The 24,002-nt window shown below is 68.8% G+C and carries 23 protein-coding genes and 1 pseudogene; 15 read left to right on the top strand and 9 right to left on the bottom strand.

Going from position 1 to position 24,002, the window contains the following annotated elements; translation table 11 throughout:
* Positions 1-147: 147 nt before the first annotated feature.
* Positions 148-1,836, bottom strand: a complete 1,689-nt coding sequence (locus tag AC5L30_RS21670; protein WP_494869442.1) for a hypothetical protein — start codon at positions 1,834-1,836, stop codon at positions 148-150.
* A gap of 196 nt (positions 1,837-2,032) precedes the next feature.
* Here AC5L30_RS21670 and AC5L30_RS21665 point away from each other — a divergent pair, with 196 nt between their 5' ends.
* A complete protein-coding gene (locus AC5L30_RS21665; RefSeq protein ID WP_494869441.1) occupies positions 2,033-2,407 on the top strand; it encodes a transposase family protein in 375 nt (124 codons plus the stop codon).
* A 34-nt stretch (positions 2,408-2,441) separates the two neighbouring features.
* Here AC5L30_RS21665 and AC5L30_RS21660 read toward each other — a convergent pair whose 3' ends face one another.
* Positions 2,442-3,329 carry a hypothetical protein gene (locus AC5L30_RS21660; protein ID WP_494869440.1) on the bottom strand — a complete coding sequence of 296 codons (888 nt, stop codon included), beginning with the start codon at positions 3,327-3,329 and terminating at the stop codon, positions 2,442-2,444.
* Positions 3,330-3,705: 376 nt separating this feature from the next.
* Here AC5L30_RS21660 and AC5L30_RS21655 point away from each other — a divergent pair, with 376 nt between their 5' ends.
* Entirely contained in the window at positions 3,706-4,602 is an 897-nt protein-coding gene (locus AC5L30_RS21655; protein WP_494869438.1) for a hypothetical protein, read from the top strand.
* Positions 4,603-4,959: 357 nt separating this feature from the next.
* Here the strand turns inward: AC5L30_RS21655 and AC5L30_RS21650 are convergent, their stop codons facing one another.
* Complete coding sequence (locus tag AC5L30_RS21650) at positions 4,960-5,280, bottom strand: hypothetical protein (RefSeq protein WP_494869437.1); 321 nt, start codon at positions 5,278-5,280, stop codon at positions 4,960-4,962.
* A gap of 273 nt (positions 5,281-5,553) precedes the next feature.
* Between AC5L30_RS21650 and AC5L30_RS21645 the strand changes: the two genes are divergently transcribed.
* Positions 5,554-5,847 (top strand): NIPSNAP family protein, encoded by a 294-nt coding sequence (locus tag AC5L30_RS21645; protein WP_494869436.1) that lies wholly within the window; start codon positions 5,554-5,556, stop codon positions 5,845-5,847.
* A 14-nt stretch (positions 5,848-5,861) separates the two neighbouring features.
* Here AC5L30_RS21645 and AC5L30_RS21640 read toward each other — a convergent pair whose 3' ends face one another.
* The gene (locus tag AC5L30_RS21640; protein ID WP_494869435.1) at positions 5,862-6,704 is read right to left on the bottom strand and encodes an aminotransferase class IV; all 843 of its coding nucleotides are present in this window, start codon (positions 6,702-6,704) and stop codon (positions 5,862-5,864) included.
* A 158-nt stretch (positions 6,705-6,862) separates the two neighbouring features.
* Here AC5L30_RS21640 and AC5L30_RS21635 point away from each other — a divergent pair, with 158 nt between their 5' ends.
* Positions 6,863-7,951 carry a DUF1611 domain-containing protein gene (locus tag AC5L30_RS21635; RefSeq protein ID WP_494869433.1) on the top strand — a complete coding sequence of 363 codons (1,089 nt, stop codon included), beginning with the start codon at positions 6,863-6,865 and terminating at the stop codon, positions 7,949-7,951.
* A gap of 4 nt (positions 7,952-7,955) precedes the next feature.
* On the opposite strand, the gene AC5L30_RS21630 is transcribed toward AC5L30_RS21635, so the two are convergent.
* Positions 7,956-11,525 (bottom strand): WD40 repeat domain-containing protein, encoded by a 3,570-nt coding sequence (locus AC5L30_RS21630; protein WP_494869432.1) that lies wholly within the window; start codon positions 11,523-11,525, stop codon positions 7,956-7,958.
* Positions 11,526-11,726: 201 nt separating this feature from the next.
* Positions 11,727-12,491 carry a gamma-glutamyl-gamma-aminobutyrate hydrolase family protein gene (locus tag AC5L30_RS21625; RefSeq protein ID WP_494869431.1) on the bottom strand — a complete coding sequence of 255 codons (765 nt, stop codon included), beginning with the start codon at positions 12,489-12,491 and terminating at the stop codon, positions 11,727-11,729.
* Between the two features lie 94 nt (positions 12,492-12,585).
* Between AC5L30_RS21625 and AC5L30_RS21620 the strand changes: the two genes are divergently transcribed.
* The 5 genes and pseudogenes from AC5L30_RS21620 (at position 12,586) to AC5L30_RS21600 (ending at position 16,610) form a co-directional block, all read left to right on the top strand.
* The gene (locus AC5L30_RS21620) at positions 12,586-14,076 is read left to right on the top strand and encodes an ATP-grasp domain-containing protein (protein WP_494869430.1); all 1,491 of its coding nucleotides are present in this window, start codon (positions 12,586-12,588) and stop codon (positions 14,074-14,076) included.
* A gap of 212 nt (positions 14,077-14,288) precedes the next feature.
* Positions 14,289-15,008, top strand: coding sequence for a DUF8817 family protein (locus AC5L30_RS21615; RefSeq protein ID WP_494869429.1), 720 nt, complete (start codon positions 14,289-14,291; stop codon positions 15,006-15,008).
* A 294-nt stretch (positions 15,009-15,302) separates the two neighbouring features.
* Positions 15,303-15,764, top strand: coding sequence for a condensation domain-containing protein (locus AC5L30_RS21610; protein WP_494869450.1), 462 nt, complete (start codon positions 15,303-15,305; stop codon positions 15,762-15,764).
* A pseudogene (locus AC5L30_RS21605) lies at positions 15,647-16,063 on the top strand (condensation domain-containing protein); the annotation flags it as partial. The gene AC5L30_RS21610 and the pseudogene AC5L30_RS21605, both read left to right, overlap by 118 nt.
* A 202-nt stretch (positions 16,064-16,265) precedes the next feature.
* Positions 16,266-16,610, top strand: a complete 345-nt coding sequence (locus tag AC5L30_RS21600; protein WP_494869428.1) for a cupin domain-containing protein — start codon at positions 16,266-16,268, stop codon at positions 16,608-16,610.
* 56 nt (positions 16,611-16,666) lie between these two features.
* Here the strand turns inward: AC5L30_RS21600 and AC5L30_RS21595 are convergent, their stop codons facing one another.
* Together AC5L30_RS21595 and AC5L30_RS21590 are read right to left on the bottom strand one after the other, a co-directional pair.
* Positions 16,667-17,329: a response regulator transcription factor gene (locus tag AC5L30_RS21595; protein ID WP_494869427.1), complete on the bottom strand. Its 663-nt coding sequence runs from the start codon at positions 17,327-17,329 to the stop codon at positions 16,667-16,669.
* The gene (locus tag AC5L30_RS21590) at positions 17,326-18,474 is read right to left on the bottom strand and encodes a sensor histidine kinase (protein ID WP_494869425.1); all 1,149 of its coding nucleotides are present in this window, start codon (positions 18,472-18,474) and stop codon (positions 17,326-17,328) included. Before AC5L30_RS21590 ends, AC5L30_RS21595 begins: the two co-directional genes overlap by 4 nt.
* Before the next feature lie 196 nt (positions 18,475-18,670).
* Here AC5L30_RS21590 and AC5L30_RS21585 point away from each other — a divergent pair, with 196 nt between their 5' ends.
* Entirely contained in the window at positions 18,671-19,183 is a 513-nt protein-coding gene (locus tag AC5L30_RS21585; protein WP_343059623.1) for a DUF1772 domain-containing protein, read from the top strand.
* Complete coding sequence (locus AC5L30_RS21580) at positions 19,180-19,755, top strand: hypothetical protein (protein WP_494869423.1); 576 nt, start codon at positions 19,180-19,182, stop codon at positions 19,753-19,755. Before AC5L30_RS21585 ends, AC5L30_RS21580 begins: the two co-directional genes overlap by 4 nt.
* Positions 19,756-19,788: 33 nt before the next feature.
* On the opposite strand, the gene AC5L30_RS21575 is transcribed toward AC5L30_RS21580, so the two are convergent.
* Complete coding sequence (locus AC5L30_RS21575; protein WP_494869422.1) at positions 19,789-21,033, bottom strand: PQQ-dependent sugar dehydrogenase; 1,245 nt, start codon at positions 21,031-21,033, stop codon at positions 19,789-19,791.
* Positions 21,034-21,228: 195 nt separating this feature from the next.
* Between AC5L30_RS21575 and AC5L30_RS21570 the strand changes: the two genes are divergently transcribed.
* From AC5L30_RS21570 to AC5L30_RS21555, 4 genes are all read left to right on the top strand, one after another.
* The gene (locus tag AC5L30_RS21570) at positions 21,229-22,464 is read left to right on the top strand and encodes a low temperature requirement protein A (protein ID WP_494869421.1); all 1,236 of its coding nucleotides are present in this window, start codon (positions 21,229-21,231) and stop codon (positions 22,462-22,464) included.
* Between the two features lie 88 nt (positions 22,465-22,552).
* On the top strand, positions 22,553-22,777 hold the full coding sequence (locus AC5L30_RS21565) for a hypothetical protein (protein WP_494869420.1): 225 nt from the start codon (positions 22,553-22,555) through the stop codon (positions 22,775-22,777).
* A gap of 287 nt (positions 22,778-23,064) precedes the next feature.
* Positions 23,065-23,364 (top strand): hypothetical protein, encoded by a 300-nt coding sequence (locus AC5L30_RS21560; protein ID WP_494869419.1) that lies wholly within the window; start codon positions 23,065-23,067, stop codon positions 23,362-23,364.
* 80 nt (positions 23,365-23,444) lie between these two features.
* Positions 23,445-24,002: a hypothetical protein gene (locus AC5L30_RS21555; RefSeq protein ID WP_494869418.1), complete on the top strand. Its 558-nt coding sequence runs from the start codon at positions 23,445-23,447 to the stop codon at positions 24,000-24,002.

Below are 24,002 nucleotides of genomic sequence, written 5' to 3'. Positions count from 1 at the left end.
GATGGTGAGGGGTTCGCCATCGACGAGAAGGGTGGGCTCGCCCAAGACACGTAGGCGAAGCCGCCGCGAGGAAGCATTGGGCCGGCTGCGGGCTCGCCTCTGGTGGCTTGCCGCGGTAGCTGAGCCTTCGGTGGCACCACGGTTTCGTTAGGGGTTCTTGGTGTTGGTGTCGATGGTGTAAACCACGTCTGGCCCGACGTCATGGCGGGTGATGCCGGGTACGTCGGGGATGTCAAGCAGTGGTTCGTACGGGGTACCGTGGACCCGGTCGCGCAGCAGGACGACGCTGCGGATGCCGAGCTGGTGCAACCGCTCCAAGGCCGGCTTGCTGGGGAAGGTCGCCATAACGTCGCGGATCGCCTGACGGTTGGGTGTGGTGTAGCTGGCCGCACCGTTGACCATGGTGGGAAAACCGTCGGTCGACCAAAGCAGGACGTTGAGGTCGATACCGTCGTTGGACGGCAATACCATGATGGGAGCGTGCGCGGAGGCTAGCGCCATCGCGGCCGGTTTGGCTGGGGTTTGGGGATGGTCCAGGTCAGGCAGGCCCTCAGCTAGCACGAGGACCAGCAACGGAACGGTCAGCAGACGTGCCGCTCCCACCGACCATTTCGGCTCGGCGCCCCTGCGAGCCACCTCGGCCAGGTGGGTAACCAGGCCAGCCGCGAGGATGGCCAGGCAGAGAGTGGGCCACAAGATCAAGCGGCCTGGTGTACGGGATCCATCGAACCCGGGCACGTAAAGATAGAGCAGGCGGTAGAGCGGCCCGTTCGTGCCCAGCGCGAACAACACTCCGACGACCGCCCCGAACAGCAGCAGAAGCCGTTGCACCGCTGACCAGCGGGATAGGAACAGGCCGGCGAAGGCCAGTAGATACAGTGCATACCCGCATAGCAGCACTTTCTCAGTCGGTACGCCACCAAGAGCGGTGCGGGCGTCGCTGTGCAGGGTGCCCCAGGGCAGCGAGGACTGCGGCGCCACGAGAAGCCCGCGCAGTGTCGGGGAGAAAAATGCGACGTAGTCCCAGTCCCGGGTGACATCTGGGTTGAGCTCGCGCACGTGTTTGTACGCGTACGCGAAGTATCCGGTCACCGCGGTGAAGACCAGCCCGCCGATCAGATCACCGACGATCAGCCAGAGGCTAAGGCGTGGGCGGTGGATCAGCCAGGCTATCAGTGTGATCAGGCAGAGGGCGGCGAGGACGTATACGAATCCCAGCCCCACGCCGAAGCCTAGGCTGACCTGCCAGGCCGCAACCAGCCAGCCAGCGAACGCCCAGCCCGGCCGGACTCGTTCGGCAAGGTAGCCGCGGGTGAACGAGAGTCCGTGGCCGCGCGCCAGCATCGCCAGGGCCAGAGTGATACCACCGGTGGAGAGAATATTCAAATGGCCGTCGTGGCCGTAGCGCCAGGGCGCGTAGGCGAGGGCAGCCCCGGCTACCGCGGCGGCGACCTTATTCGCGCCAAGCTGGCGCAGGAGCGCGTAGCCGCCGAGGAACGCGAGCGCGAAAGCCAGCACGAACAGGATGTTGTAGCGCAGCACGGCGCCGACTACACCGTTGCCTATCAGCCCTGCCGGGGCATAGCCGAGCAGGCTGTCGTTCAGGGCTAGGCCGTACGTGTCGGGATAGAAAGCGTTGGTATCCCACAGGCCACGCAGACCGTGGGTGAGAGCGTGGCCACCCCATCCCACCAGCCATGCTTGGGCCGTCGGGTCACCCACGTCACCGACGATGGTGTGGGCCGGGTCGGCGATCGGCACAGTCTTGGCGCCGGCAGTCACCACGCGAACCGCGTACGGCGGAATCAGCCAGATCATCGCGACAGCGAGGAGCACCGAACCGAGGCTCGCGATACTCAGTTCCCGCCGATGGGCCCTACGTGTCAGCCAGTCCCTCGTGCCACGACCGACGCGCGCGAGTCGGCCAGTTTGTCCAAGCTCGCTGAGAGTGACGGCTGATGTGGGGCCTCCTGCCGGTGGCTCTCCCTGCGTCATCACATCTACCCTCACTGTTGAGCCGCCGCAGTAAATCATGAGCAGGGCGGCGCATAGAGTCAAGACATCGATCAATGCCGTTCCGGTAGCCGGGCCTTACGCTGTTTATCAAAGGCGCCTTGTCACGCAGGAGTCGCGATCGGTGCAGCGGCGAATTTTGCCGCTGTCGGAACAGGACACGCCAGGGTTGCTGCAGGCCCTCGCCCGGGTTCCGGACCCACGGGACGCTGGCGGCCGGATCCATCCGCTGCCGGGACTGCTCGCGATCGCGGCGGTGGTTTCGGGAATCGAGCCGCGTCGTGGAGATCGTCGAATGGGCCGCCGACCTGCCGGAGCGGCGTGGGAGCGTCTCGGTGCAACCCGCGACGCGTTCACCGGTGTCCGGCGGGTGCCTGACGACAGCACCCTGTGATGCCGGTGCTCCTGATGCAATGCCGTCCCTGCTGCTAATCGAACACCTCGAACCGGTCCAGGAGTACGCCGGTCTCGTCGGACAAGACGGCGGCCTCCAGTTCGAGCAGGGGTATCGCGTCGTTCCCGTGGTCGTCTTGTTCGACGAATGGTCTGCCCACGTACGGGTTCTTGCTGGTGCCGGTGGGGTCGGGGGTGTAACGCCAGTGTGCGTCGCGGTGGCGCCGGGCGATCTCGCCGACGTACCAGATCGCCCCCTGGACGAAGTCGTCGTCCGCCGGTTCGCGCAGGGCGTCCTTGGCCGGGATCCGGCGTCGTACGATCTGCTCGAGTGCCAGCAATGACTCCGGGCTGAAGTCCAGATCGTCGGCTCGGCCGGTGGCGGCGGACCACTCGGGGAATCCTTGTTCACGGATGGTCAGCCAGTGTGTGAGCCATGGATCGGTGGGTGCGGCAGCCAAGGTCTGCGTGTGTAACGCCGGCTGATCGGTACGTCGCGGTTCCCAGAAGGGATCCTCGTTCCGGCGGGTGGCCGCTAGCGCCCGGATACGTTCGTACGTGGCCGACCACACCGTCCCGGTGCGGTGTACAAGGGCGTCAAGGACGAGCCGCATGGGCTCGGCCGTTTCGCCGACGCCGAGGTCGGTGACGGGGAGGTCGGAGTCCGGGTCCCAGGTCCAGGCGCCTCCGCCGACGGTGAGCAATACTTCCCCAAGGTAGCCGCCGGCTGCCTCGGCCAGTCCCTCGCGTGGCGGCTGCCCGGCCGGTGTCTCGGCGAGCAGTGTGTGTTCGAGGTCGCGTAGGGATTCGACGGAATCATCGAGGGACTCGTCGGGTCCGACGACGAAATCCTGGAGTCCCGCAAGCATCGGCTCGAGCCGCTCGCGCCAGTCGTCGAGCTTCGCTTCGGTCGCGTCCTGCACGAGGGTCACCGTAGCAATGAAGCGATGCCCGAAACCTTGCTGGACGATCAAGCCGCCAGAGGTAACTTCTTACCAACCGCATCGGGAACGGCGCTCGAACCCTGTGCCGGCGGTCGAGCCGGTCGACGTAATGTCGGCGCTGTCACCAGGTGGCCCGCACTCGGATGACGGGGGCGAGTCAGTGGTCTATACGCCAGTTGTACGACGATTGTACGGGCCACACCGTACCGTTCTGCCGTCCAGACTGGCCCATCGGGGAGCACCCCCGTGCGCCCTGGATGCGCGGCAACGCGCGACGCCCAAGCGGGACCGTATATCCACACCCCGCGCGCGGCGACCCTCGCCCCACAGTCGTACTACTGGAGGATCTTGCCTCATGCGTAAATCCATCGTGGCCGCCGCGACGGCGCTGAGCGTTGTCGCGACCGGTCTCGCCGTGGCTGGAGGCGTCGTGCCCGCCGGGCCGGCGGCTGCGGCGCTCAGTGACGTTCCCGCGGACTGTAGCGTCTCCACGGCGGCGTACCGTTCCGATGGGCAGCGTCTCAGCTACGTGTACTCCGACAGGACGACCAGCACCAAGGCCTACGCCAACGACAACCTTGGCTGGGTGCCGTCGGCGCATCAGCAGATCGGTGCCTCTGGTGACGACACCAGCTTCCGCAGCACCGAGTACGCCGCCCATCCGACCGACGGCTGGCTCTACAAGGTGAGCCGCCAGGGCGAGTTGGTCGACGGCACCTGGAGAATCACGGCGATCACCGCCAGCCGCTTCAAGAACGGGTTCGCCGATACCCGCATCCTCGCATCGGCGTCGCCGTACCTCTACCGCGTGGCGGGTACTTCGCTCTACCGCTACACGGAGACCTACGTGGACGACGTGTTCACGCTCTCCGCGCCGGTGAGGCTGACCACCACCGGCTGGGACACGGTCAACACACTGACCTACGAGCGCAGCGGCGGAACGGGCAGCGCCGCCGTGGACGTGCTGATCGGTACCAAGGCCAACGGGGAGCTCAAGGAGTGGCGAGTCAACCGGGCCACCCCGACAACGATCACCTCGAAGGTACTGCGGGCGAGCGGCTGGGGATCCTTCACCAGCCTCAGCACGGGCTACTGTGACGCGCACCCCAACGGCCGGCCGCTGCTCGGGATCACCGCCGCCGGTTCGGCCTCCGTGCACTTCGACGCCCTGAAGACGGACGGAGTCGGCACGGACATCAAGGGCGGCTCCCTCGGCTCGCTCGGCTGGACCGCGAAAGCTTACGGTCAGTAGCGGGAGGACCTCCGTGAGTCCGTCCGAGACTAGCTGTACTCGGACGGACTCGTCCGAACTCACAACGGCGCCGTGCCGACGATCCTGACCCGGGATTGCCGGCACGGCGCCGTTGTGAGTTCGAGTGAAACGCCGTCCAACACTTTCAGAACGCCGTCCAACACCTTCAGTCCGTGTGCCGCGACACGCGACAGAAAAAAGCCCTGACCAGCGGAAACTGGTCAGGGCTTTACGTTTGCCTGTGGGGTTTTGAACCGCCCCCCGAAAACCTCATTTACTGGGCCAGGTGAGAATCCGACGATCGTCAGCCCTCACCATCATCGCCGCATTGCGAGCAATCGAGCGATGCGGCCGGCGTCAGCGCCCGGTGGGCACGATGTTTGAGGAATGGCCGTTCTGCTCGTCGCGCTTCAGGCGCTTCGCAGTCTGCTTCTCCTTGATCGTCTTACCCTTCTTCTTGACGTTCGCCTTGGTCGTCGAGTCCTTGGACATGATCGAACCTCCTGGAGCAGGTCGGTGAACGTGCAGCGTGGTACTCGCCTGATCGCGGCGTGCAGATGACGGAAGACCCGCAGCGTGCGCGAGGTCTTCACTGCACGCCGACCCTACGCTGTTCCAGCTCTTGCCGATGTCTGGAAGTGCCTCGCCGGCGGTGGGGCCACGGTTCGTGTCGCTCACCGACTCGTACCCCCATGCCGGCGGTACGGTCCGAGCAGGGATCGAACACGCCCTGTCCAGGATGAAATGGTTAGCACCTGAAGCCGTGCCTGGATGTCTGCGACGACGTGAGCGTCGGTCATGTGGTCGACGAGGGGTGCGAGGTCGGTCAAGATTCGCAAACGGTGTTGCGATTTTCCACGTCACCCGATCATGACGGACAAGCTGGGACGTTGGGGACGGCGTATCGTCAGGGCCCGCGGATGTTGAGGTCTGCCGAGGTGGCGCTGGGACGTGACGACACAATTGCGGATCTACACCGTCCGGCCGGGGCGGCTCGACGCGTGGGTGACGGCTTGGCGGACCCTCGTCGTGCCACTGCGCCGGCGCTTCGGCTTCGAGATCTCGGGGTCCTGGGTCGATGTCGAGCGTCAGCAGCACATCTGGCTCGTGTCACACCCCGGTCCGCAGTCGTTCGAGGAGGCCAACGTCGATTACTGGCGCTCGCCGGAGCGTATCGCGATGGGCCTGGACCCCCACGATTACCTGCTGAGCGAGGAGATCCGCACTGTCGACCCGGTGCTGTGACGACGGGCGGCCCGTCAGATCTCGGGGTAGCCGATCAACCGTCTGGCCTCGCCCAGGAGCGGGGATCGCGGCAGCGGACGCCCGTCGATTTCGGTGGCGGCCAGGATCCCGCTCAGCGACCCGGTCAGCCACACGCCGTCCGCGTGTACCAACTCGTCGGGGGTCACCAGGGCCTCGTCGGTGTCCAGGCCGAGCGCGGCCGCCTGCCCGATGAGCGCGCCCGACGTGGTGCCGGCGATGATGCCCGACCAGACCGGCACGGTGAACATGGTCGAGGACCGGATCCAGACCAGGTTGAAACTGGGGCACTCCAGCGCGTAGCCATCGGAACTGACCCAGAGCATCTCCTGAGCGCCGTGGCTGGCGGCCCACCGCTGGCTGGCGCCGTGCACGGCGTACGACAGGGACTTCACGCCGCCCAACAGCCACGGGGCTTTCGCGCGTTCGCGGACCGGGAACCCGACGGTGCCCGTGACGAGACGAAGCCCGCGCCTCCGGTTGACCGACGTCCAGGGCGGCACGGGCTCCACTGTGGTGAAGATGGTGGGCCGGCCGGTGCCGGCTCGCCCCCGGGTGCACACCAGGCGTTGGACCGCCTCGACATCGTGGGGCCAGGCCGCCGCGACTTCGAGGACGAAGGTGCGCAGCGCGTCGAGCTCCGGTAGCGGCAGTGCCAGGCTGTGCGCCGATCGGGACATCCGGTTCAGGTGGGCGGGCAGCAGTACGGGCTCGCCACCAGCCAGGAGCCACGCCTCGAACGCCCCGTCGCCACGCAGCAGCCCCGGGTCGTCGGCATGGACGATCGGCGTGGCCGGCTCGACCAGGCCGATGCCGAAAACTGCCACAAGCCGGTCCATTGCCGAACACTCCTTCGCCACTGCCAGGAGTGTGCGTACAGCCCTGGCATGCCCTCGGTCGGAGCGTCGCCGCCGCCGAGCGCGCCGCTCGGCCGCATTGCCGTTGGCCTATGCTATGACAGGCCCCAGCCACGTCGCGCTGAGCAGATTGATGACTGATGGAAGCACCCACTGGGAACATGGAGGCGGCTTCCTCCGCTCTGGATCCCGTTGCCGTCTGGACCGATGGTCGGCTGGGTCTGCCCGGCACCAAGACGGCGTCCGGCCTGATCCTGACCGGCACGCGGTGGACGGTCGCCTGCGTGGTGGACGCACGCCACGCCGGCGCCGATGCCGGCGTGGTCCTCGGAGTCGGGCCGCTTGGCGTGCCCGTGGTGCCGGATCTCGCCGCCGCCTCGCGAGCCGGTGCCCGCAGCGTGGTGATCGGCGTCAACTCGATGGACGCGCACACCGTCGTCCCCGACCGGCTGAAGGCTGTGGCCGTCGACGTGGTCCGGCACGGGCTCAACGTCATCTGCAGCACACACGCCCGGCTGAACGACGATTCCGACCTGGTCGGCTTGGCCACCGCGGCCGGTGTCGAGCTGGTCGACGTGCGGGGCGACGGCCCCCGGGAGACGCTGTCGGCCGACCTGTCGGTTGACGCGACGGTGCTGCTGACGACCGGCACCGACTGCGCCGTCGGAAAGATGACGACGGCCCTCGCGGTACACCGCGAGGCGCTCTCCCGGGGTATGCGTAGCGCCTTTTTGGCGACCGGGCAGATCGCGGCCATGTGTGGCGCGGACGCGGTGGTGCAGGTCGACCGCATCTTCGCGGACTTCATCACCGGGGCCGTGCAGCGTGCCGTCCACCGCCTGGCCGGCGCGGGGCACGAACTCGTCGTCGTCGAGGGGCAGGCGGCGACGTTGCACCGCGTCTACGGTGGCAACTCGGTCAACCTCCTCTATGGAGCGTCGCCAGACGCGATCATCATGTGCCACGACACCGATCGTCAGGTCCGGGCGATGTTTCCCGGCCTGCCGGTCCCGCCGGTGACCGACGAACTCCAGACGATCGCGGACCTCTGTCGCCGAGTCGGCATCGCCGCCACCCTGGCCGGGTTCTCGGTCTTCGGTGGCAGTCCGTTCCACGAGGGGGATCGCTATCCCGTGCCGGTGGTCGACACCCGGGCCACCGGTGCCGCCGCCATCCTGCTGGACTCCGTCCTGCGGCTGACTCGGCACACCGAGCGCCACCGACGATGAGGGCTCACTGCTGCCCGGGCGATTCGTCTGGCAGAGAGAGCATGTGCGACTGTCGCTCTCCCGCGGACAGATCTCGGAACACCCGGCGCCGGGCTCGGTTCCGAAGGTCGTCAATGTCGGGCTGGACCGACCAGATTCGGGCCGACTTGTCCAGCGAGGCGCTGAGCAGCGTCCGCCCGTCGGCCGACCAGGCGACCGACGTCACCCGATCCACGTGTACGCCGACCACCCGAGGCTCCGCGTCGTCCAGCGCGCTCCAGACCCGGATGGTGCGGTCGTAGGAGCCGGTGGCGATCTGGTCGCCGGACGGCGACCAGGCGACCGCCCGTACCCGCCCCTCGTGGCCTTCGAGGGTCCGGATGTGCCGACCGGTGCGGGGGGCCCAGATCCGGGAGGTCCAGTCCGCCGAGCAGGTGACGACGAACTGTTCGTCCGGTGACCAGGCCACACCGTCCACCCAGTTGTGGTGGCCGCGAAGGACGGCGAGTTCCTCGCCGGTGGAGCTGTCCCAGACCCGGGCGGTACGGTCATCCGAGGTCGTGGCGATCATGCGCCCACTCGGCGACCAAGCGAGGCGGACCACCCAGTCGGTGTGGCCCCGCAGTTGCAGCAGCCGGCGGCCGGTCGTGGCGTTCCAGATCGACGCCGTGCCGTCCCGGCAGGCCGTGGCGATCCGTGTGTTGTCCGGGGCCCACATGAGACCCTCGCAGATCGTCTCTTCGTCCAGCCGGAGGTATGGCTGGACGCTGTCCGGGCGCCACAGTTGCACGGAGCCGTCGTTCGAGCACGAGCCGAGGCGGTGCCCGTCGGGTGCCCACGCCACCCCCCAGACGGTGCCGGTGTGCCCGGTGAAGGTGCTGACGACTCCGGACGCCACGTTCCAGACCCGGACCGACCCGTCGTCCGAGGCGGTCGCGATCCGGGACCCGCCCGCGGCCCACACCGCCGCGCGGAGCCCGCCGGTGTGCCCGGTGAACGCCTGTCGTTCGGCACCGCGGGGCAGTATCGACCAGACCCGGGCGGTGTGGTCGCTGGAGGCCGAGGCGAGCGCGGTGCCGTCGGGCGACCAGGCCACGCCCCACACGGCGTCCTCGTGACCACGCAGCGTGGCGACCTCCCGGGCGTCGCTGACGTCCCAGATCCGTACGGTGCGGTCGCTGGAGGCGGAGGCCAGCGACCGTCCGTCGGGTGACCAGGACACGTCCCAGACGAAATCGGTGTGCCCACGGATCAGCAGCAGTTGACGGCCGTCGGTGACGTCCCAGATCCGGATCGTCTGGTCGCCCGAGGCCGTGGCGAGCCGTCGCCCATCCGGGCACCACGACAGGCCCTCGATGAAGTCGCTGTGCCCCCGCAGCACGGTCTGCTGATCACCGGTGGCGAAGTCCCACACGATGGCGGTGCGGTCGTGCGACGTTGAGGCGAGCAGCGTGCCGTTCGGCGACCAGGCGAGACCGTAGACATCGCCAGTGTGCCCGCGCAGGGTCGCCGTGTGGTCGCCGGTGTCCGTCCGCCACACGTGGATGTGGTGGTCCTGTGCGCCTGCGGCGACGTGCTCGCCGTCCGGCGACCAGGCTATGCCGCGGATCAGGTCGTCGGCGCCGTAGAGGGTCGGCGGCGGATCGTCCGCGCCCACCCGCCACAACTTGACCGTACGGTCCCGGGAACCGCTGGCGACGCGGCGCGAGTCGGGTGCCCAGGCGATGGCCTCCACCATGGCGTCGTGACCGGTGAAGTCGGCGATGGTCCGGCCGGAGTCGGGGTCCCACACGCGGATGGAGTTGTCCCGGGAGCCGGTGGCGATCAGGCGGCCGTCCGGGGACCAGGCGATCGACCGTACGGTGTCGGTGTGCCCGGTGAGCACCCGTCGCAGGTGGCTGAAGGCGAGCGCGGACATGAGGGCGCGTTCGATCAGCGGCGTGATGGGCGCCTCGGCGATCGCCGCGATGGAGAGCAGGATCGACAGTTCCGGAAACCGTTCGGCATTGGCAAGGACGTACCGGCCGATGTTCTCCGACACGCGACGCAGGAAGGCCAGGTCTCGGCGCTTCGACTGCTCGATCAGGGCCCGGACCACCTCGCTCGCCTGGCCGAGCGCCTCCAGGCCGGCGAGCCACTGCTCGGCCAGCACCAGCCGCTGCCCGGTCAGTAGGTAGTCGTCGCTACGCCCGGAGTGCTGCCAGTCGGCAGCCCACCGCTCCAACTCGGAGCGCCGACGGAGGTGCTCGGCCCGCGTCTCGACCTCCTGCCGCAGCGGCGCCCAGAGGCGGAACAGCGACTCGTGCGCTACCTCCACGACCGGATCGCCGTCCTGTACCTTGCTGACCAGCAGCCTCGCGTCCACGAACGCGGCGACAATGTGGCGCTGCTCGGAGCTCAGCTCCCGCAGAGCTACCGGTCGTTTGGTCGCCTCGCTGGAGTCGAGCGAGACGAACCGCAGCAGGGTCGTCAGGATCGGGGCGATGCCGCCTTCCCCGCGTAGCTCGGTGACGACCTGGTCGGCCTGCCGGGTGAGTGCGCCACCGACCCCGCCGGTGGCGAGGTACGCCTTCAGGCTCACCGCGGCCCCTGGCCGGACCTCGAAGAAGAGCTCCTGCAGCAGGTACGCCAGCAGCGGCAGCGCGTCGGTCGTGCCGACGTCGGCGATGATCCGGTTGACGACCAACGGCTCGAACGTCATGCCGGCGATCCGGGCCGGCTCCTCGATGATCGCGCTGAGGTACTCCGTCTTGATGGCACCGATCGCGACGGGATTCTGAAACAGCGCCGCCATGTCGCTGTCGAGGAACTGCGCGAGGTATTCGATGCGCATGCTTGCGATCACCGACAACCGGGAGTCGGCGGCCAACAGGCGCTCGACGATCTCGAGGAACAGGTGCCGATCGCTCTCGCCGGACAGCGTGAACAGCTCCTCCAATTGGTCGATCACCAGGAGCACGTGGCCGAACCGGCGTCCCATTCCTCGGCGGATCTTGGCGACGTAGTTAGCCGCGCTGGCCGGATTTTCTCGTATCGCCCGGACAATGACCGGCATGGCGACCGGCTCGGGGAGCGCCTCGGTGATGGCCTTGGCCAGATTCGTCACCGGTGCGCTGCCCGGGTTGATCGTGGGCAGGTTGATCCACCGCCGGGTCTTGAGCGTCGGAACGACACCTGCCTGCACGAGCGACGACTTCCCGCCGCCGGACGAGCCAACCACCACCAGCAGCCGCTCCCGCGGGTCCGCCGAGGCAGCGAGCATCCGCCCGACGATGTCCGAGATCTGCTGGTCCCGACCGAAGAAGACGGCGGAGTCCTCCTCCCGGAAGGGCTCCAACCCCGGGTACGGCGGCCGGCGCGGGTCCCAGTCGGAGCGTTTCGGTTTGGGATTCGCCACGACGTGGAGAACGACCTGCCCGACGACGAGGAGGACCACGATCGCGACGAACGCCGGAATCGCCACCGACTGCAGGACCCGCAGGTAAGTGGGTGGCTCACTCAGGTTCGTCAGATAGTTGCCGATCAGACCGAGCAGGCTCGTGGCCAGAATCAGCGCGACATTGAGATACAGCGCGAGTGCACGTTGTCTCTTCACGCCGACTCCGAGTTCAACAGAACGTGCCCCAGAGGCGAACCCCGTGCCGCCGTCGTCAGTGCATGGGGAGCCGAGAATGCGTAAGCCTCGCCCATGGTATCGCTTCGATGTCTCAGCGGCGCAAGGCGACACGAGTCGGCAAGCCGTCCTGGGCACCCTCGCCGACACGGCGGCAAGTGGGCGGTGGACCGTGTCAGCGAGCTACCCGCCGTTGTGCCGGATCCGGCAGCGCCGGCCAAACTCGGCCAGGAGAGCCAGGTCCAGCGGGCTGCGGGCGGTGTGCTGTTCGAAGTGCCATTGGACGCCGAGCACGAATCGGTGTGGCCGGTCGACGGCGATGGCTTCGATCACGCCGTCGGGTGCCACCGCTTCGATGCTGACGCTGGTCGGCAGCCGGTCGACGACCTGCCAGTGTTGGGAGTTGACCAGAAACTCCGCGCTGGGCAGGTGGCCGAGCAGATTGGCGAGGTGGCCGCCAGGGGTGAGGGTGACTGGGTGGGCCGGGCCCCACCGGTCGTCGTTCTCATCGGGTAGCCGCCGGTGGCTACCGGTGGGGTCGGTCTCGCACAGCAGCCCGCCGCTGTGCACGGCGATCTCCTGCATGCCCCGGCAGCTGCCGAGCACCGGCAGGTCGGGCAGGTGGGCCGCGGCGGCGAGCAGGGCGCTGGCGACGGCATCGCGCGCAGGGTCGTAGACGCGGTCCGGCCGGATCGGCGTGGTCGTGTCGAAACGGGCCGGGTGCAGGAAGGACGGACCACCGGGCAACACGAGGCCGTCGAGGACCGACAGGATAGCGCTGGCATTGTCCGGCTCGGTGGCCGGAATCAGTACGGCGGCAACGTCGGCGTGCCGAGCGAGTTGACTTACGACCGTCCTGTTGACGTGTGAGTAGGTGGTGCCGGTGGCGCTCTGGCTGCTACAGGCAAGCACGCCGACGACGGGTGGGGTACCTGATGGTGATCTCACGTGGTCAGCCTCTCGCCCCAGTGCGACCGACGACAAACGACGGTGCCACGCGGCGACGGGCCGCTCGCTGTCATCGATGGCTCCTCTATCGTCGGTGCGACGGGAGCAGATAGGAATACAAATGCGATCATCGCAATTCCGGAGCAGACCAGATCCACGGCGGCTGGCGGCGGACATTCTCTACGGCGACTCGGAACTACACGCGCAGAAGGAAGCGACGACGGATCGCGGGGTGTGGACCAACGCTCGGCGGGCTGTCCTGTTCGACGACTACAGCGCGATCCGACTCATGAATCAGATCCCGTATCCGGACGGGTTTCAACTCAGAGCCCGGCTGCGCGCCGGAGACGACGACATCATCGTCTGTCGGCCACGGCCACCAGCCGGATTCGACGAGTACTACTCAGGGCGCCTCGGGCTGGGTGATCCGGTTTGGTTGCATCCCGACTCCGCCACTGACCTGTGTTCGGCGGCCTGGAGCGACAGCCGTACGTCGGCGGCCCTGGTCGAAGCCGCTCGCGGCGGCGCTTGTCTGCATCCCTACCACGCGTCCGAGGCGGCGTGGCAGCTCGCTGATCGCATGTCCCGTGCCGCGCGTCGATCGGTGCCGGTGCTCGGGCCGCCTCCCCGGTTGTGTCGGTTGGCGAATGACAAGTCCTGGTTCCTCAGTACAGTCGCGGACCTGCTCGGCGCCGAGGCGATCCCCCGGTTCCGGGTGACGCGCCGTTTCGCCGACTTCCCGGCCGTAATCGAGGAGATCTCCCGACACTCGCCCAAACTCGCCGTTCGGATACCGGATTCCGCTGGCGGTCTCGGCATGCGCGTCTTCGCCACCGACGTCCTGCGTCGACTCGATCGGCAGGCCCTCATCGCCTGGGCCGCCGACGTCTACCGAGATCTGGGTCTCCGAGGTGACTCGGCCGTGCTGGTGACCAGCTGGGAGGAAACACTCGCCGCACCCAGCATCGAGGTGACGATAGCGGCGGAGGAGGCGGCGGCACCGATCTGCGGCAGGGTGATCGATCAGATCTTCACCGACGCCGAACGCTCCCAGTTCGGCGGCGGCGTCGCCGGCGCACTTCCGCGCGAGATCGTGCGCCGTCTGCGCTCGCACGCCTCGACGATCGCGGCGCTCCTGCAAGCACTGGGATATCTCGGACGCCTGTCGCTGGACTTCATCGTCACCGGCCGGTCCTTCGCGGACGCGGACGTTCGGGTCGTCGACTGCAATGCCAGGTGGAGCGGCGGCTCGGTGCTGGGGGCCATGTTGGACCGCCTCTTTCCGCACAGATCACCGCCTTACGCCTTCGGCGCCCTGCGGCATCCGCAGCTGCGTTCGATTCCATTCGACGTCCTGATCGATCGTCTGGAAGGCAGGCTCTGGAATCCGTCCACCAGGCGCGGTGATCTGCTCGTGCACAACGTCGGTCATCTCGCGGCGTCCGGGCGTGCCGACATCGTGGTGCTCGCGGACAGCGCCGAAACGGCCCGGCACCGCCTGGCGGACCTGTCCCGCTCGGTGGCGGACGGCACCGCCGCGCTGTTGCTCGCAGAAGACGCTGGAGCTGGCCCGGCTACCTCTTGAGCAGTTCGACGAGCGCGTTGTCGGCCTGCGCCAGGATCGGCGATGTGTCACGGCCAGGTGGGTGGCCCCGGGTCAGCGGCAGGACGGCGTGCGGGTGGGCCGGTGCTCAGCGGCGCCGGTGCGTTCTGGGTCATCAGCCGATCGGATGATCAAAGGCGATGATCGGCTATTTCCATGTGCGACCGACACCCCGCGACGCTTAGGAAGGTGGCATGACCAACGAGCGGACCGTTCCCCTGCTGCCGTGCGCATCCATTGACGAGATCGAAACGTTCTACGGAGTTCTCGGTTTCCGCACCACGTACAAGCAACGCAAGCCCTACGCGTGTGTGGGGGTGCAGCGGGAGGACCTGCATCTGCAGTTCTTCGAGATCGCCGGATTTGACCCGGAGCAGTCCTATGGCTCGTGTCTCGTACTCACCGCGGACATCGAGGGACTGCATCGGGCATTCGCAGCCGGCATGCGCGCCGCGTACGGCAAGGTACTGGTGTCCGGAACGCCGCGGATGACCCGGCCCCGGGCGCGGAAGAACGCCGACGGGTTGGGCGGATTCAGCGTCATCGACCCGGGCGGCAACTGGATCCGCGTCTTTCGGGACGCCGCCACCGCGCCCATGCCGGCCGCCACGCCTGCCGGGCGGCTGGCCAAAGCCCTGGCAAATGCTGTCGTGCAGGCCGATTCCAGGGGAAACGTCGGACAGGCCGTGCGGATCCTCGACAGCGCCTTGGCCCGCCCGCACGCCGACGACGACCCGGTCGAGCAGGTAGAGGTCCTGGTCTACCGCGCCGAACTCGCGTTGGTGCTGCACGATCCAAAGACCGCGGCCGAGATGCTGGCCCGCGCCCGGTCCGTCACGCTCACGGAAGACGAATCAGAAAGGGCGGCACCCGCGTTCGACAACGCCGCCGAACTCGCAGCAGCACTGCGGTAGCGAGTCGCGACGGGTAGCCGCACGCTGTTCTCTGGTGACGGGAGACCGATCTGGACATGGGCGGTCCGAGAGGGTCCTCACTGCCGCGTATCCGCTGGTGAGCGCTCGCCTGCCTTGATCTCCAACCACCGTGGCCAGCAGTGCCTTGCTTGAAGAACAACTGGCCTCAGTCGGCGGCTACTTCGGTGAGCCCCAGTCGGTTGTCCTCCGCTGTCAGTTGCGAGATCGGCAGAAGATGTCGGTTGACGGTCACGAGCGAGTACGCCGTGCGCTGATCGTCCCTGTCGAAGAGCCCTGAAACCTGTCTCGCTGCCACGCGGCATCCCCAGACAGAAGCGAATCGTCCAGGCTCTCGCGCAGCGGCTGGACCGTACGCCGTTCGATCTCGCCAACCGCCCGCCGATCCGGTTCGCGCTCGCCTCGTCGGGTCCGCGGCGCCACGCCCTCGTGCTCACGGTGCACCACATCCTGTTGGACGGCTGGAGCATCGCGCTCGTCCTGCGGGAGGTCTTCGCCCGATACGACGCGCTCGTCGTCGGTGAGCAGTACGAGCCCGGCCCGGCGGTCCACGCCGACGCCTACGACGGGTGGTTGCGGCAGCAACGTGCCAGCGGTGCCCTGGCCGGGCAGCTGGCCTTCTGGAAGCAGCAGTTGCACGGGGTCCCCGAGTCGCTGGAGCTGCCGTCGAACAAGCTGAGGGCGCCGCTGCGCGAGGCTCGTGGCGCGCGCGTCGCGGTGGACCTGGTCCGGAGCTGACCGATCGCGTACGCGCCGCCGCCGCGTCGGCCGGGATCACGACGACCTCGTTTCTGCTCGCGGCGTTGGGGCTGACGGCGGCCCGCCACAGCGATGTGGAGCAACTCGTCATCGGGATGCCGGTGGTGGGCCGCCGTGCGGAGCTGACGGAGCTGGTCGGGCTCACGGTGAACCTGCTGCCGGTGCGTGTCGACGTCCGGCCCGACGCCAACGTCGCGCAATTCCTGTCGGGGGTTCATCGGAGCATCGCCGGGAGCCTCGACAACGGCGCGGTGCCGTTCGCGGACATCGTCGACGCGCTCGGCATCGTCAGCTCGGCCCGCCAGCACCCGCTGGTCCAGATCGCGTTCGGCGTACATCACAACGTGGTTCCCGCCGCGATCGCGTCCCGGTTCCTCGACATCGAGGTGGAGGAGGGCCACGGTGGCGGCTCGCAGTACGACCTCGAACTGTTCCTCAACCGGGCCGAGCCGATGATCTGCGCCGAGCTAGGCTTCCGCAATGCTGATCATCGAAGGCGCGGGCCAGTGGACCGCACCCACCGGGGCGGCCAACGACTGGGTCGAACACCTGAGGGTGCCGGACCTGTCGGTGGGAACGTACTGCATCCCGGCGGGCGGCCTCGACGGCCAGAGCCCGCACACCGAGGATGAGATCTACGTGGTCACCGCGGGGCGGGCCCGGATCGTGACCCCGGACGGCGCGGCCGAGGTGGGCCCGGGTTCGGTGATCTTCGTGCCGGCTGGCGAGGAGCACCGGTTCGACGAGGTGACCGAGGACCTGGCGCTGCTGGTGGTGTTCGGCCCGGCGTACGGCTCGCGCGCTCCGGATCGCCGCGCCGAGTAGGGCCAGGTTGCCAGCGGCGGCTCCGGTCACGTGCTGGGCGTCGCGGGCGGAGAGGCTCAGCCGTCGCCGGGGCGGACCAGCCCGCTCTCGTACGCGATGACCACCAGCTGGGCGCGGTCGCGGGCGTTCAGCTTGTGCAGCAGACGACTCACGTACGTGCGGGCGGTGTCCGGGCTGAGATGCAGGGCCGCTCCGATCTCCACATTCGACCGTCCGGTGCCGACCTGCGCCAGGACGTCGCGTTCCCGCCCGGTGAGCCCGGCCAGCCGGGCCGGGTCCCCGACGGGGGAGCGGGCGGCCGCGGCGATCACCCGCCGGGTCACCGCCGGTGACAGCAGCGCGTCTCCGCCGGCCACCACCCGGACGGCGTCCCGCAGGGCGTCGGGCGGGGTGTCCTTGAGGAGGAAGCCGGCGGCGCCGGCGCGAATGGCCTCGAAGAGGTACTCGTCGTCGTCGAAGGTGGTCAGCATGACCACCCGCACGTCGGCCAGCGTCGGGTCGGTGAGGATGCGGCGGGTCGCCTCGATGCCGTCGCCGCCGGGCATCCGGACATCCATCAGGACGACGTCGGGCCGCTGCTCGCGGGTGACTGCCACGCCGGCCCGGCCGTCGCCGGCCTCGCCGACCACGGTTATGTCCGAGGCGCGTTCCAGCAACGCGCGGAGTCCCGTGCGCACCAGGTGCTGGTCGTCGACGAGGACGACGCGTACGTCGCTCATGCGGCGACCCCGGCCAGCGGTAGGTGGACCGAGACCCGGAAGCCGCCGTCAGCGGCCTCGCCGGCATCGAGGGTTCCGCCGAGCAGAGCGACCCGCTCCGACATACCGCGCAGCCCCTGCCCCGTCTCACCTGCCGTGCCTCCGACGGATCCCCGGCCGTCGTCGACGACCTCCACCGAGAGGCGGGCCGGGGTCGCCCGGATCGTCACCGTGGCGCGGGTGGCGTGGGCGTGGCGCAGCACATTGGTCAGTGCCTCCTGCACGATGCGGTAGACGGTGCTGCCGACCACCGTGGGCAGGGCGTCGACCGAGCCGTCGAGACGCAGCTCGACCGGCAGCCCACCCCGGCGGACGCCCTCGACGAGCGTACGCAACTGGGCGAAGCCGGGGGCCGGCTCGCGCGGTCCGGGCTCACGACGCAGCGTGCCCAATGTGGCACGCAGCTCGGCCATGGCGCTGCCGCTCACCGAGTGGATCGCGGCCAGGGCCTCCTCGGCCTGCCCGGGCTCGGCATCGGCAAGTGCCTCCCGCGCCACAGCCGATTGCAGGGTGATCACCGACATCGTGTGTCCGAGCGTGTCGTGCACCTCCCGGGCGATGCGCAACCGCTCGGCCTCGACCTGCCGGGCGGCCTCGCGGCGGCGTTCCTCGGCAGCCGAGGCGGCCTGCCGGGCCAGCGTGACCCGTAGCGAACGCCGGTTGCGGACGGCGTCACCGAGCGCGATCACGGCGAGTATCAGGGCCGCCTCGGAGCCGAGACCGGCGCCGATCACGACAGAGATGTCGTCTCCCTCGACGAGCCGGGCGGCCACCGAAACGGCCAGCAGACTCCCGCCGACGGCGGCGGCCGGGACCACCCGGCCCCGCTGGGCGGCCACGTAGAGGATGGCGGCGGCCGGGGCGGCCACGCCGACCGGCGGCAGCTCCAGCGCGTAGTAGCCGAGGATGCCGGCGGCTGTCGCCAGCAGCGCGGGGACCGTCCAACGCCGGGCCACCAGCAGCAGTACGGCCAATCCGACCCCGAATCCGCCGGCCAGCGCCGCCTGCGCGGTTGACGCGTCCTCGGTCACGACCGCCGCCGTGACCAGGCCCAGGATGGCCACAGCGAGCAGCGCCTCGGTTCGGCTGGGTGAGGTGGCCTGCACGTCCGTGAGCCTAAGTCGGTGCGGGCCCGCGCCGCTGCCGTCCCCAGGCATCATCCCCGCCCCGGCACGTACGTCGAGAAGCGATGTCAGCTCGCGCGGCTGCGCGGCAGACGGCCCCGAATGGGCGACCTAGCGTCGACGGCGACATCACAGATCGTGCCCGCAGGGGCGCCCGAAAGTCAGGGAGAGTGCTGCTGTGTCCCGTATCAAGCTGACCTGGATCGTGCTCATCGTGCTCGTCTGGGCGGCGATGATGTCCTTTGGTGGGGTCGCGGCCGAGACCGTGATGCTCTACCCGAACATCTTCGGGGACGCGCCCGCCTCGCTGGACCGGGCCCGTGAGTTCCTGGTCGCCGGGGGCCCGAGCGACTACTTCCCGCCGCTGGGCGCCTCGGTCGTGCTGACGAGCCTCGCCGCGACCGCCCTCACGTGGCGCAATCGGCGGCTTCGATGGTACGTCGCCGCCGCCGCGGTGGTCTTCATCGCCTGCGAGTTCCTGTTCTCGGTGGTGTTCTTCTGGCCGCGCAACGAGATCATGTTCGTCGACCCGGTCGGCACGCACTCACCGGAGTACCTGCGCCAGGTCGCCGAGGAGTTCGTCGCCGGCCACTGGGTGCGCCTCGCCGGGGGAGCGGTGACGTCCGCGCTGGCCTTCACCGCCCTGCTGCGCTTCGCCCGGGAAACCGCGCCGGTACGGGTCGAGCGATGAGCGCCGGGCGTCGTGCTCTCGGGTTCTCCTGGCCGGCTCTGGTCGCGCTCGCCGTACTGGCCGCACCGCGGGTGGTCCTGCACGACCTGCACGTCGTCGAGGAAGGGCGGCTGGCCGCCGTCCTGCTCGCGGTCGTACCGCTGATCTGCTGGGTGGCCGCCGTGCTGTGGCGGCGTCCGCCGCGTCCGTTCCTGACCGTGGTGGTCATCGGGACGATCTACGGTGTCCTGCTCGCGGTTGGTCACCAGATTCTGTGGGACGAGGCGTTCGGTGCGACCGGGCCGAGGCTCGGGGACATCGACCCCCGGGCGCAGGAAGCGATCCTTCGGGTGGCGGCGGTGTTCTCCAGCCTCGTCACCGGGGTGCTCACAGGGGTGGTGACCGGGACGGTGGCGGCGGTGCTGGGCCGGCTCGTCATCGGGCGGCAGCGCGCCGCCGGGCTGTCGGTCGAGAAGGCGTGGCGCGGACCGGACGACGCCAGTGCCATCGGCCACGGCAAGGTTGATCTGTCAACTGGGGAGCACCAGCCCGGCGCGAGCAGGGGACGGCCGCCGAACGCGGCCGTCCCCTGAGGTAGCGCGGGTGTCAAGGGCATGTCCCGAGGTTCAGCGGATCGTCGCCCCACCGGTGGGGGTCGGCTGGACCCGCTCGAACCGCACCTTGCTCAGCCATCCCGGGAGGTCACTGAGCACGTACAGTTCGCCGTTCACATCGGCGCCGAACGCCGTCGGCTGGGTGGGGAAGGTGCCGATCTCAGCGGACTCGTAGCCACCCGTGGACTTGGGACGCACGGCGAAAGCGCGGGTCGAGCAGTAGTCGCTGGCGATGTAGGTGCCCCGCGCCTCCGGGGTGACGGACCCCCGGTACACCAGGCCGCCGATGATGGAGCAGTTCTCCGTCATGTAGTGGTCGTACTCGACGATCGGGTCGGTGAGTCGCACGCCCGGCCGGCACTGCGTCTCGTCGAAGACCGGCGTGCCCTCTCGACAGGACCAGCCGAGGTTCGCGCCACGCTGCGACGGGCGGACGTGGTTGATCTCCTCGATCAGACCCTGGCCGACGTCACCGATCCACAGCGAGTTGTCGGCCGGGTCGATGGAGAACTTCCACGGATTGCGCAGCCCGTAGACCCAGATTTCCGGGCGCGCGCCCGGCGTGCGGACGAACGGGTTGTCGTAGGGCACGCAGTAGGGCTTTCCCCCGCAGCTGCGGTTGACGTCGATCCGCAGAATCTTGCCGAGCAGGGTGCCGAGGTTCTGGCCGCTCTTGTAGGGGTCGTTCGCGTAGCCACCGTCGCCGAGGGACCAGTAGAGGTAGCCGTCGCGGCCGAAGGCCACCTGTCCGCCGTTGTGGTTGCCGTACTCGGCGTGCTCCTGGGTGAGCAGCACCTGCACCCGATCAGGAGCGTTGATGGGCACTCGCGCCAGGGTCAGCGCGCCGGCCGGCAGGCTCGTGTAGGCCACGTAGAGCATCCCGGTCCGCGCGAAGTTCGGCGCCGGAGTGATGCCGAGAAGGCCGCGCTCGTTGTCCGACGTGTCGATCCGGGCGGTCAGGTCGATCACCGGGTCGGGTGCCAGGCCGGTGTCGGGGTGGTAGGCGCGGACAGTGCCGTTCTTCTCCGCGATCAGCATCCGGCCGTCCGGCAGCCCGGTGATCGCGATCGGACGCTGCAGACCGAAAGCCACCTGTTCGGAAACCACGGTCAGCTCAGCGAGTGGCGCAGCACGGAGTTTCGATGGGCCGGCCGCGGCGGTGCCGGCCACCGGCGCCAGTGGCGACAGAGACGTAGCCAGGGCCAGAACGAGCAACCCGGCCAGCATGGCGGCCGGGCGACGACGTCGTCGTGACATGTTCAGCTCCTCGAGCAGGTGGGTGGTGGACGCGGTCTGGGAGCGTTCCCACGATACATTGGTCCGAATCGATATCCAACCTCTCGCTGATCTCTCGCGGCCGGTCGTACCAGGTGTGGTTGCGGCGGGGTGCGCGCTGACGCAACTCCGCTGGCTGCCGGCTCGTTGGTAGCGAGGGGCGGACGGAGGCGGACGATGGCGGCGGGGCGGGGTGCCGAACTGCTGCGCCCTCCGGTGAGCTCGGGTCGGGCGACGTTCCTGGAGCTGTTCTTCGATCTGGCGTTCGTTGTGGCCCTCACCCGGGTCTCACAACGATTCGCGGGGTTGAGTGATGACACCGGCTGGGCGCTCGCCGGGGGGGTCGGGCGTACCCTGCTGCTTTTTCTGGCGCTCTGGTTGATCTGGTCGCACACCGCCTGGATCACCAGCCGGTACGAACCGGAGCAGCCGATCATTCAGGCCGTCGTGGTCGGCACCATGTTCGCCGGCCTGATCATGGCGGTGACGCTGCCCCGCGCCATGGAGGAGCGAGCGCTGCCGTTCGCGGTCGCGTACCTGATGGTGATGGTGGTGCGGCCGCTCGTGGTCGCCCTCGCGCTGCGTGGCCATCCGCGACGGCTGGTGCCCTTCCGGCTTGCCGTGTGGGCCTTGGCGAGCGCCCCGCTGTGGCTGGCTGGCGCGTTGGGCCCGGATCACCTCCGCCTGCCGCTGTGGATTGTCGCCCTCGCTGTCGACTACCTCGCCTGGACATTGGGCTGGCCGCTGCCGCGGCTCGGGGTCGCGAAGGTGGGTCGGTGGCGGATCGCGGGGACCCATCTCGCGGAGCGTTATCAGCAGATGTTCCTCATCGCGCTCGGTGAGTCGATTCTGGTTATCGGCGTGGTTTTCAGCGGCGCGGACTACTCCGCGGAGCGGGCAGCCGCCTTCGCGGTCGCGTTCGCCACCAGCGCGCTGCTCTGGCGGATCTACTTCTACCGCGCCGGGCTGCTGCTGACGGAGACGTTCGACCGTGCGGGTATGCCCGGCCGGCTGGGAGCGGTGTCGGAACGGACACATCTGTTGATCGTGCTCAGCGTGCTCGTCACGGCGGTCGGCTACGAGCTGGTGATCGATCATCCGTACGGGCAGCCGCGGCCCAGTTGGCTGCTGTTCGTGGTGGGCGGTCCGATGCTCTTCCTCGTCGCCCGCATGCGGCTGGAGTACGAGATCTTCGGCCAACCCTCCCGGTCCCAGATCATCGGCTTCGTCGCCCTGCTGCTGTTCACGCCGTTGCTGGCCCGTTGGACGCCGATGGCCGGGCTGAGCGTGGTGGCCGGAGTGCTGGCCCTGGTCGCGCTGACCGGCGCGCTGCGAAGGCGGGGCCAGTCGCTGAAGGTTTCCGCCTCGCCGATCGGACGGGAGACGTCCGGAGATCGCGACTCCGAGGCGTGACGTGGCGGTCCTGCGCAGCTACGTCAGCGTGCGTTTGGCCGGAGTGGTTCGCCGATGAACACCGAGATTCCTTGAGAGGCTTGAGGCAATGACCGAGCGCAGCGCAGGGCGGCTGACGCTCAACGTTATCCGTGACGAACTCGCCCGCATCGTCGAACAGCGCTCGGTCGACGACCCGAATCTGCACCACCTCGATGGACGCGACCTGTACGGCGAGCCGGACTACGCCGAACTGCCAGCCCGACGAGGTCCACCCGGACCCTGCGGGACATCGCCGTATCGCCGAGAACTTCGCGCGGCTAGCGTTCGGTGACGGCAGCCCCTTCGCGGTCGGTGCCGCATTACCGACGCCGCCACGACCGAAGCGGACATGCACCGGTCCGGTCGCCGCGATGACCCCTTTCGCCGCGTAACGCCGACACCTCGAGGTCAGATCGCAGCCGCGCTGCTTTCACGCGTAGTGGCGAGCGCCATCGTGGCTCCCGGCAAGATAGAACGGTCGGTCTTGACGGTCAAGGCCCGGTCCGGTACGTTCTCAGGGACAGAACGGTCGTTCCACCTGGCGTCGGCCAAGTGCGGCCGTGCCTGAAGGAGAGCGCCATGCCCACCAAGATCACCCTCGTCATCGGTAACCCCGCCGACCCCGACGAGTTCGAGAAGGTCTACGTCGACGTACGCCGGGCCGCCGAGACGTTCCCGAAGCTTCAGCGGGTCGAGTCGGCCAAGGTGTGGCCGAAGGAGGACGGCACGCCCACTCCCGCTTACCGGACGCTCGACCTGTACTTCGCCAGCTACGAGGACGCCGCTGCCGCAGTCGCGACGCCCGCCGCCGGTGCCGTCTTCGGCGGGCTCCACGGTGCTCAGGTGGAGATCACGGGGCTGTTCTCAAACATCAAGTAGCACCGCCCTTCCCCTCCCGGCGGCGGCCCGCACCCCCCGCTGGACGTCCCCTTCGCTCCGGAATCACCGAGAGGATGACCATGACCACCGTTGCCGTTCCCGGCATCTCGACGACGGCCGCTGCCCTGCGGCGGTTGTACTTCGGTCGCTTCGCCTTCGCAATCGTCTGGGCCGCCGTGACGCTCCCACTCGCCAAGCACCTCAACCCCCTCACCGCCGCGCTGCTCGTGCTCTACCCGCTGTTCGACGTTGCCGCCGCCATCGTCGACGTCCGAGCGTCGCGGGCCACCGGATCGCCCACCCTGCTGTACGTGAACGTCGCGATCAGCCTGCTCGCCGCGGTGGGCCTGGGCATCGCTGGCGCGTCCGGCATCCCGGCGGTCCTGCGCGTCTGGGGCGCCTGGGCGGTCGTGGCCGGGCTGGTGCAGCTGATCGTGGCTGTCACCCGCCGCAAGATGGGTGGCCAGTGGCCGATGATCATCAGCGGTGGCATCTCCGTGATCGCCGGTGGATCGTTCTTCGCGGCCGCCTCGGCGGACAACCCGGCGCTGACCAACGCGATCGGGTACGCCATCCCCGGCGCCATCTTCTTCCTGATCGCGGCCATCCGCCTCGGCCGCGCCGCGAAGGGGAACTGA

This window comes from Micromonospora sp. BQ32, from assembly GCF_059358895.1.
This window is presented reverse-complemented; position numbering and strand designations above follow the sequence as displayed.

Coding starts and splice junctions, on each gene's coding strand:
- AC5L30_RS21600 (WP_494869428.1), top strand. CDS start 16,266: ATGCTGATCATCGAAGGCGCGGGCCAGTGGACCGCACCCACCGGGGCG.
- AC5L30_RS21595 (WP_494869427.1), bottom strand. CDS start 17,329: ATGAGCGACGTACGCGTCGTCCTCGTCGACGACCAGCACCTGGTGCGC.
- AC5L30_RS21555 (WP_494869418.1), top strand. CDS start 23,445: ATGACCACCGTTGCCGTTCCCGGCATCTCGACGACGGCCGCTGCCCTG.
- AC5L30_RS21615 (WP_494869429.1), top strand. CDS start 14,289: ATGACCAACGAGCGGACCGTTCCCCTGCTGCCGTGCGCATCCATTGAC.
- AC5L30_RS21575 (WP_494869422.1), bottom strand. CDS start 21,033: ATGTCACGACGACGTCGTCGCCCGGCCGCCATGCTGGCCGGGTTGCTC.
- AC5L30_RS21570 (WP_494869421.1), top strand. CDS start 21,229: ATGGCGGCGGGGCGGGGTGCCGAACTGCTGCGCCCTCCGGTGAGCTCG.
- AC5L30_RS21565 (WP_494869420.1), top strand. CDS start 22,553: ATGACCGAGCGCAGCGCAGGGCGGCTGACGCTCAACGTTATCCGTGAC.
- AC5L30_RS21655 (WP_494869438.1), top strand. CDS start 3,706: ATGCGTAAATCCATCGTGGCCGCCGCGACGGCGCTGAGCGTTGTCGCG.
- AC5L30_RS21560 (WP_494869419.1), top strand. CDS start 23,065: ATGCCCACCAAGATCACCCTCGTCATCGGTAACCCCGCCGACCCCGAC.
- AC5L30_RS21640 (WP_494869435.1), bottom strand. CDS start 6,704: ATGGACCGGCTTGTGGCAGTTTTCGGCATCGGCCTGGTCGAGCCGGCC.
- AC5L30_RS21665 (WP_494869441.1), top strand. CDS start 2,033: ATGAGCAGGGCGGCGCATAGAGTCAAGACATCGATCAATGCCGTTCCG.
- AC5L30_RS21580 (WP_494869423.1), top strand. CDS start 19,180: ATGAGCGCCGGGCGTCGTGCTCTCGGGTTCTCCTGGCCGGCTCTGGTC.
- AC5L30_RS21635 (WP_494869433.1), top strand. CDS start 6,863: ATGGAAGCACCCACTGGGAACATGGAGGCGGCTTCCTCCGCTCTGGAT.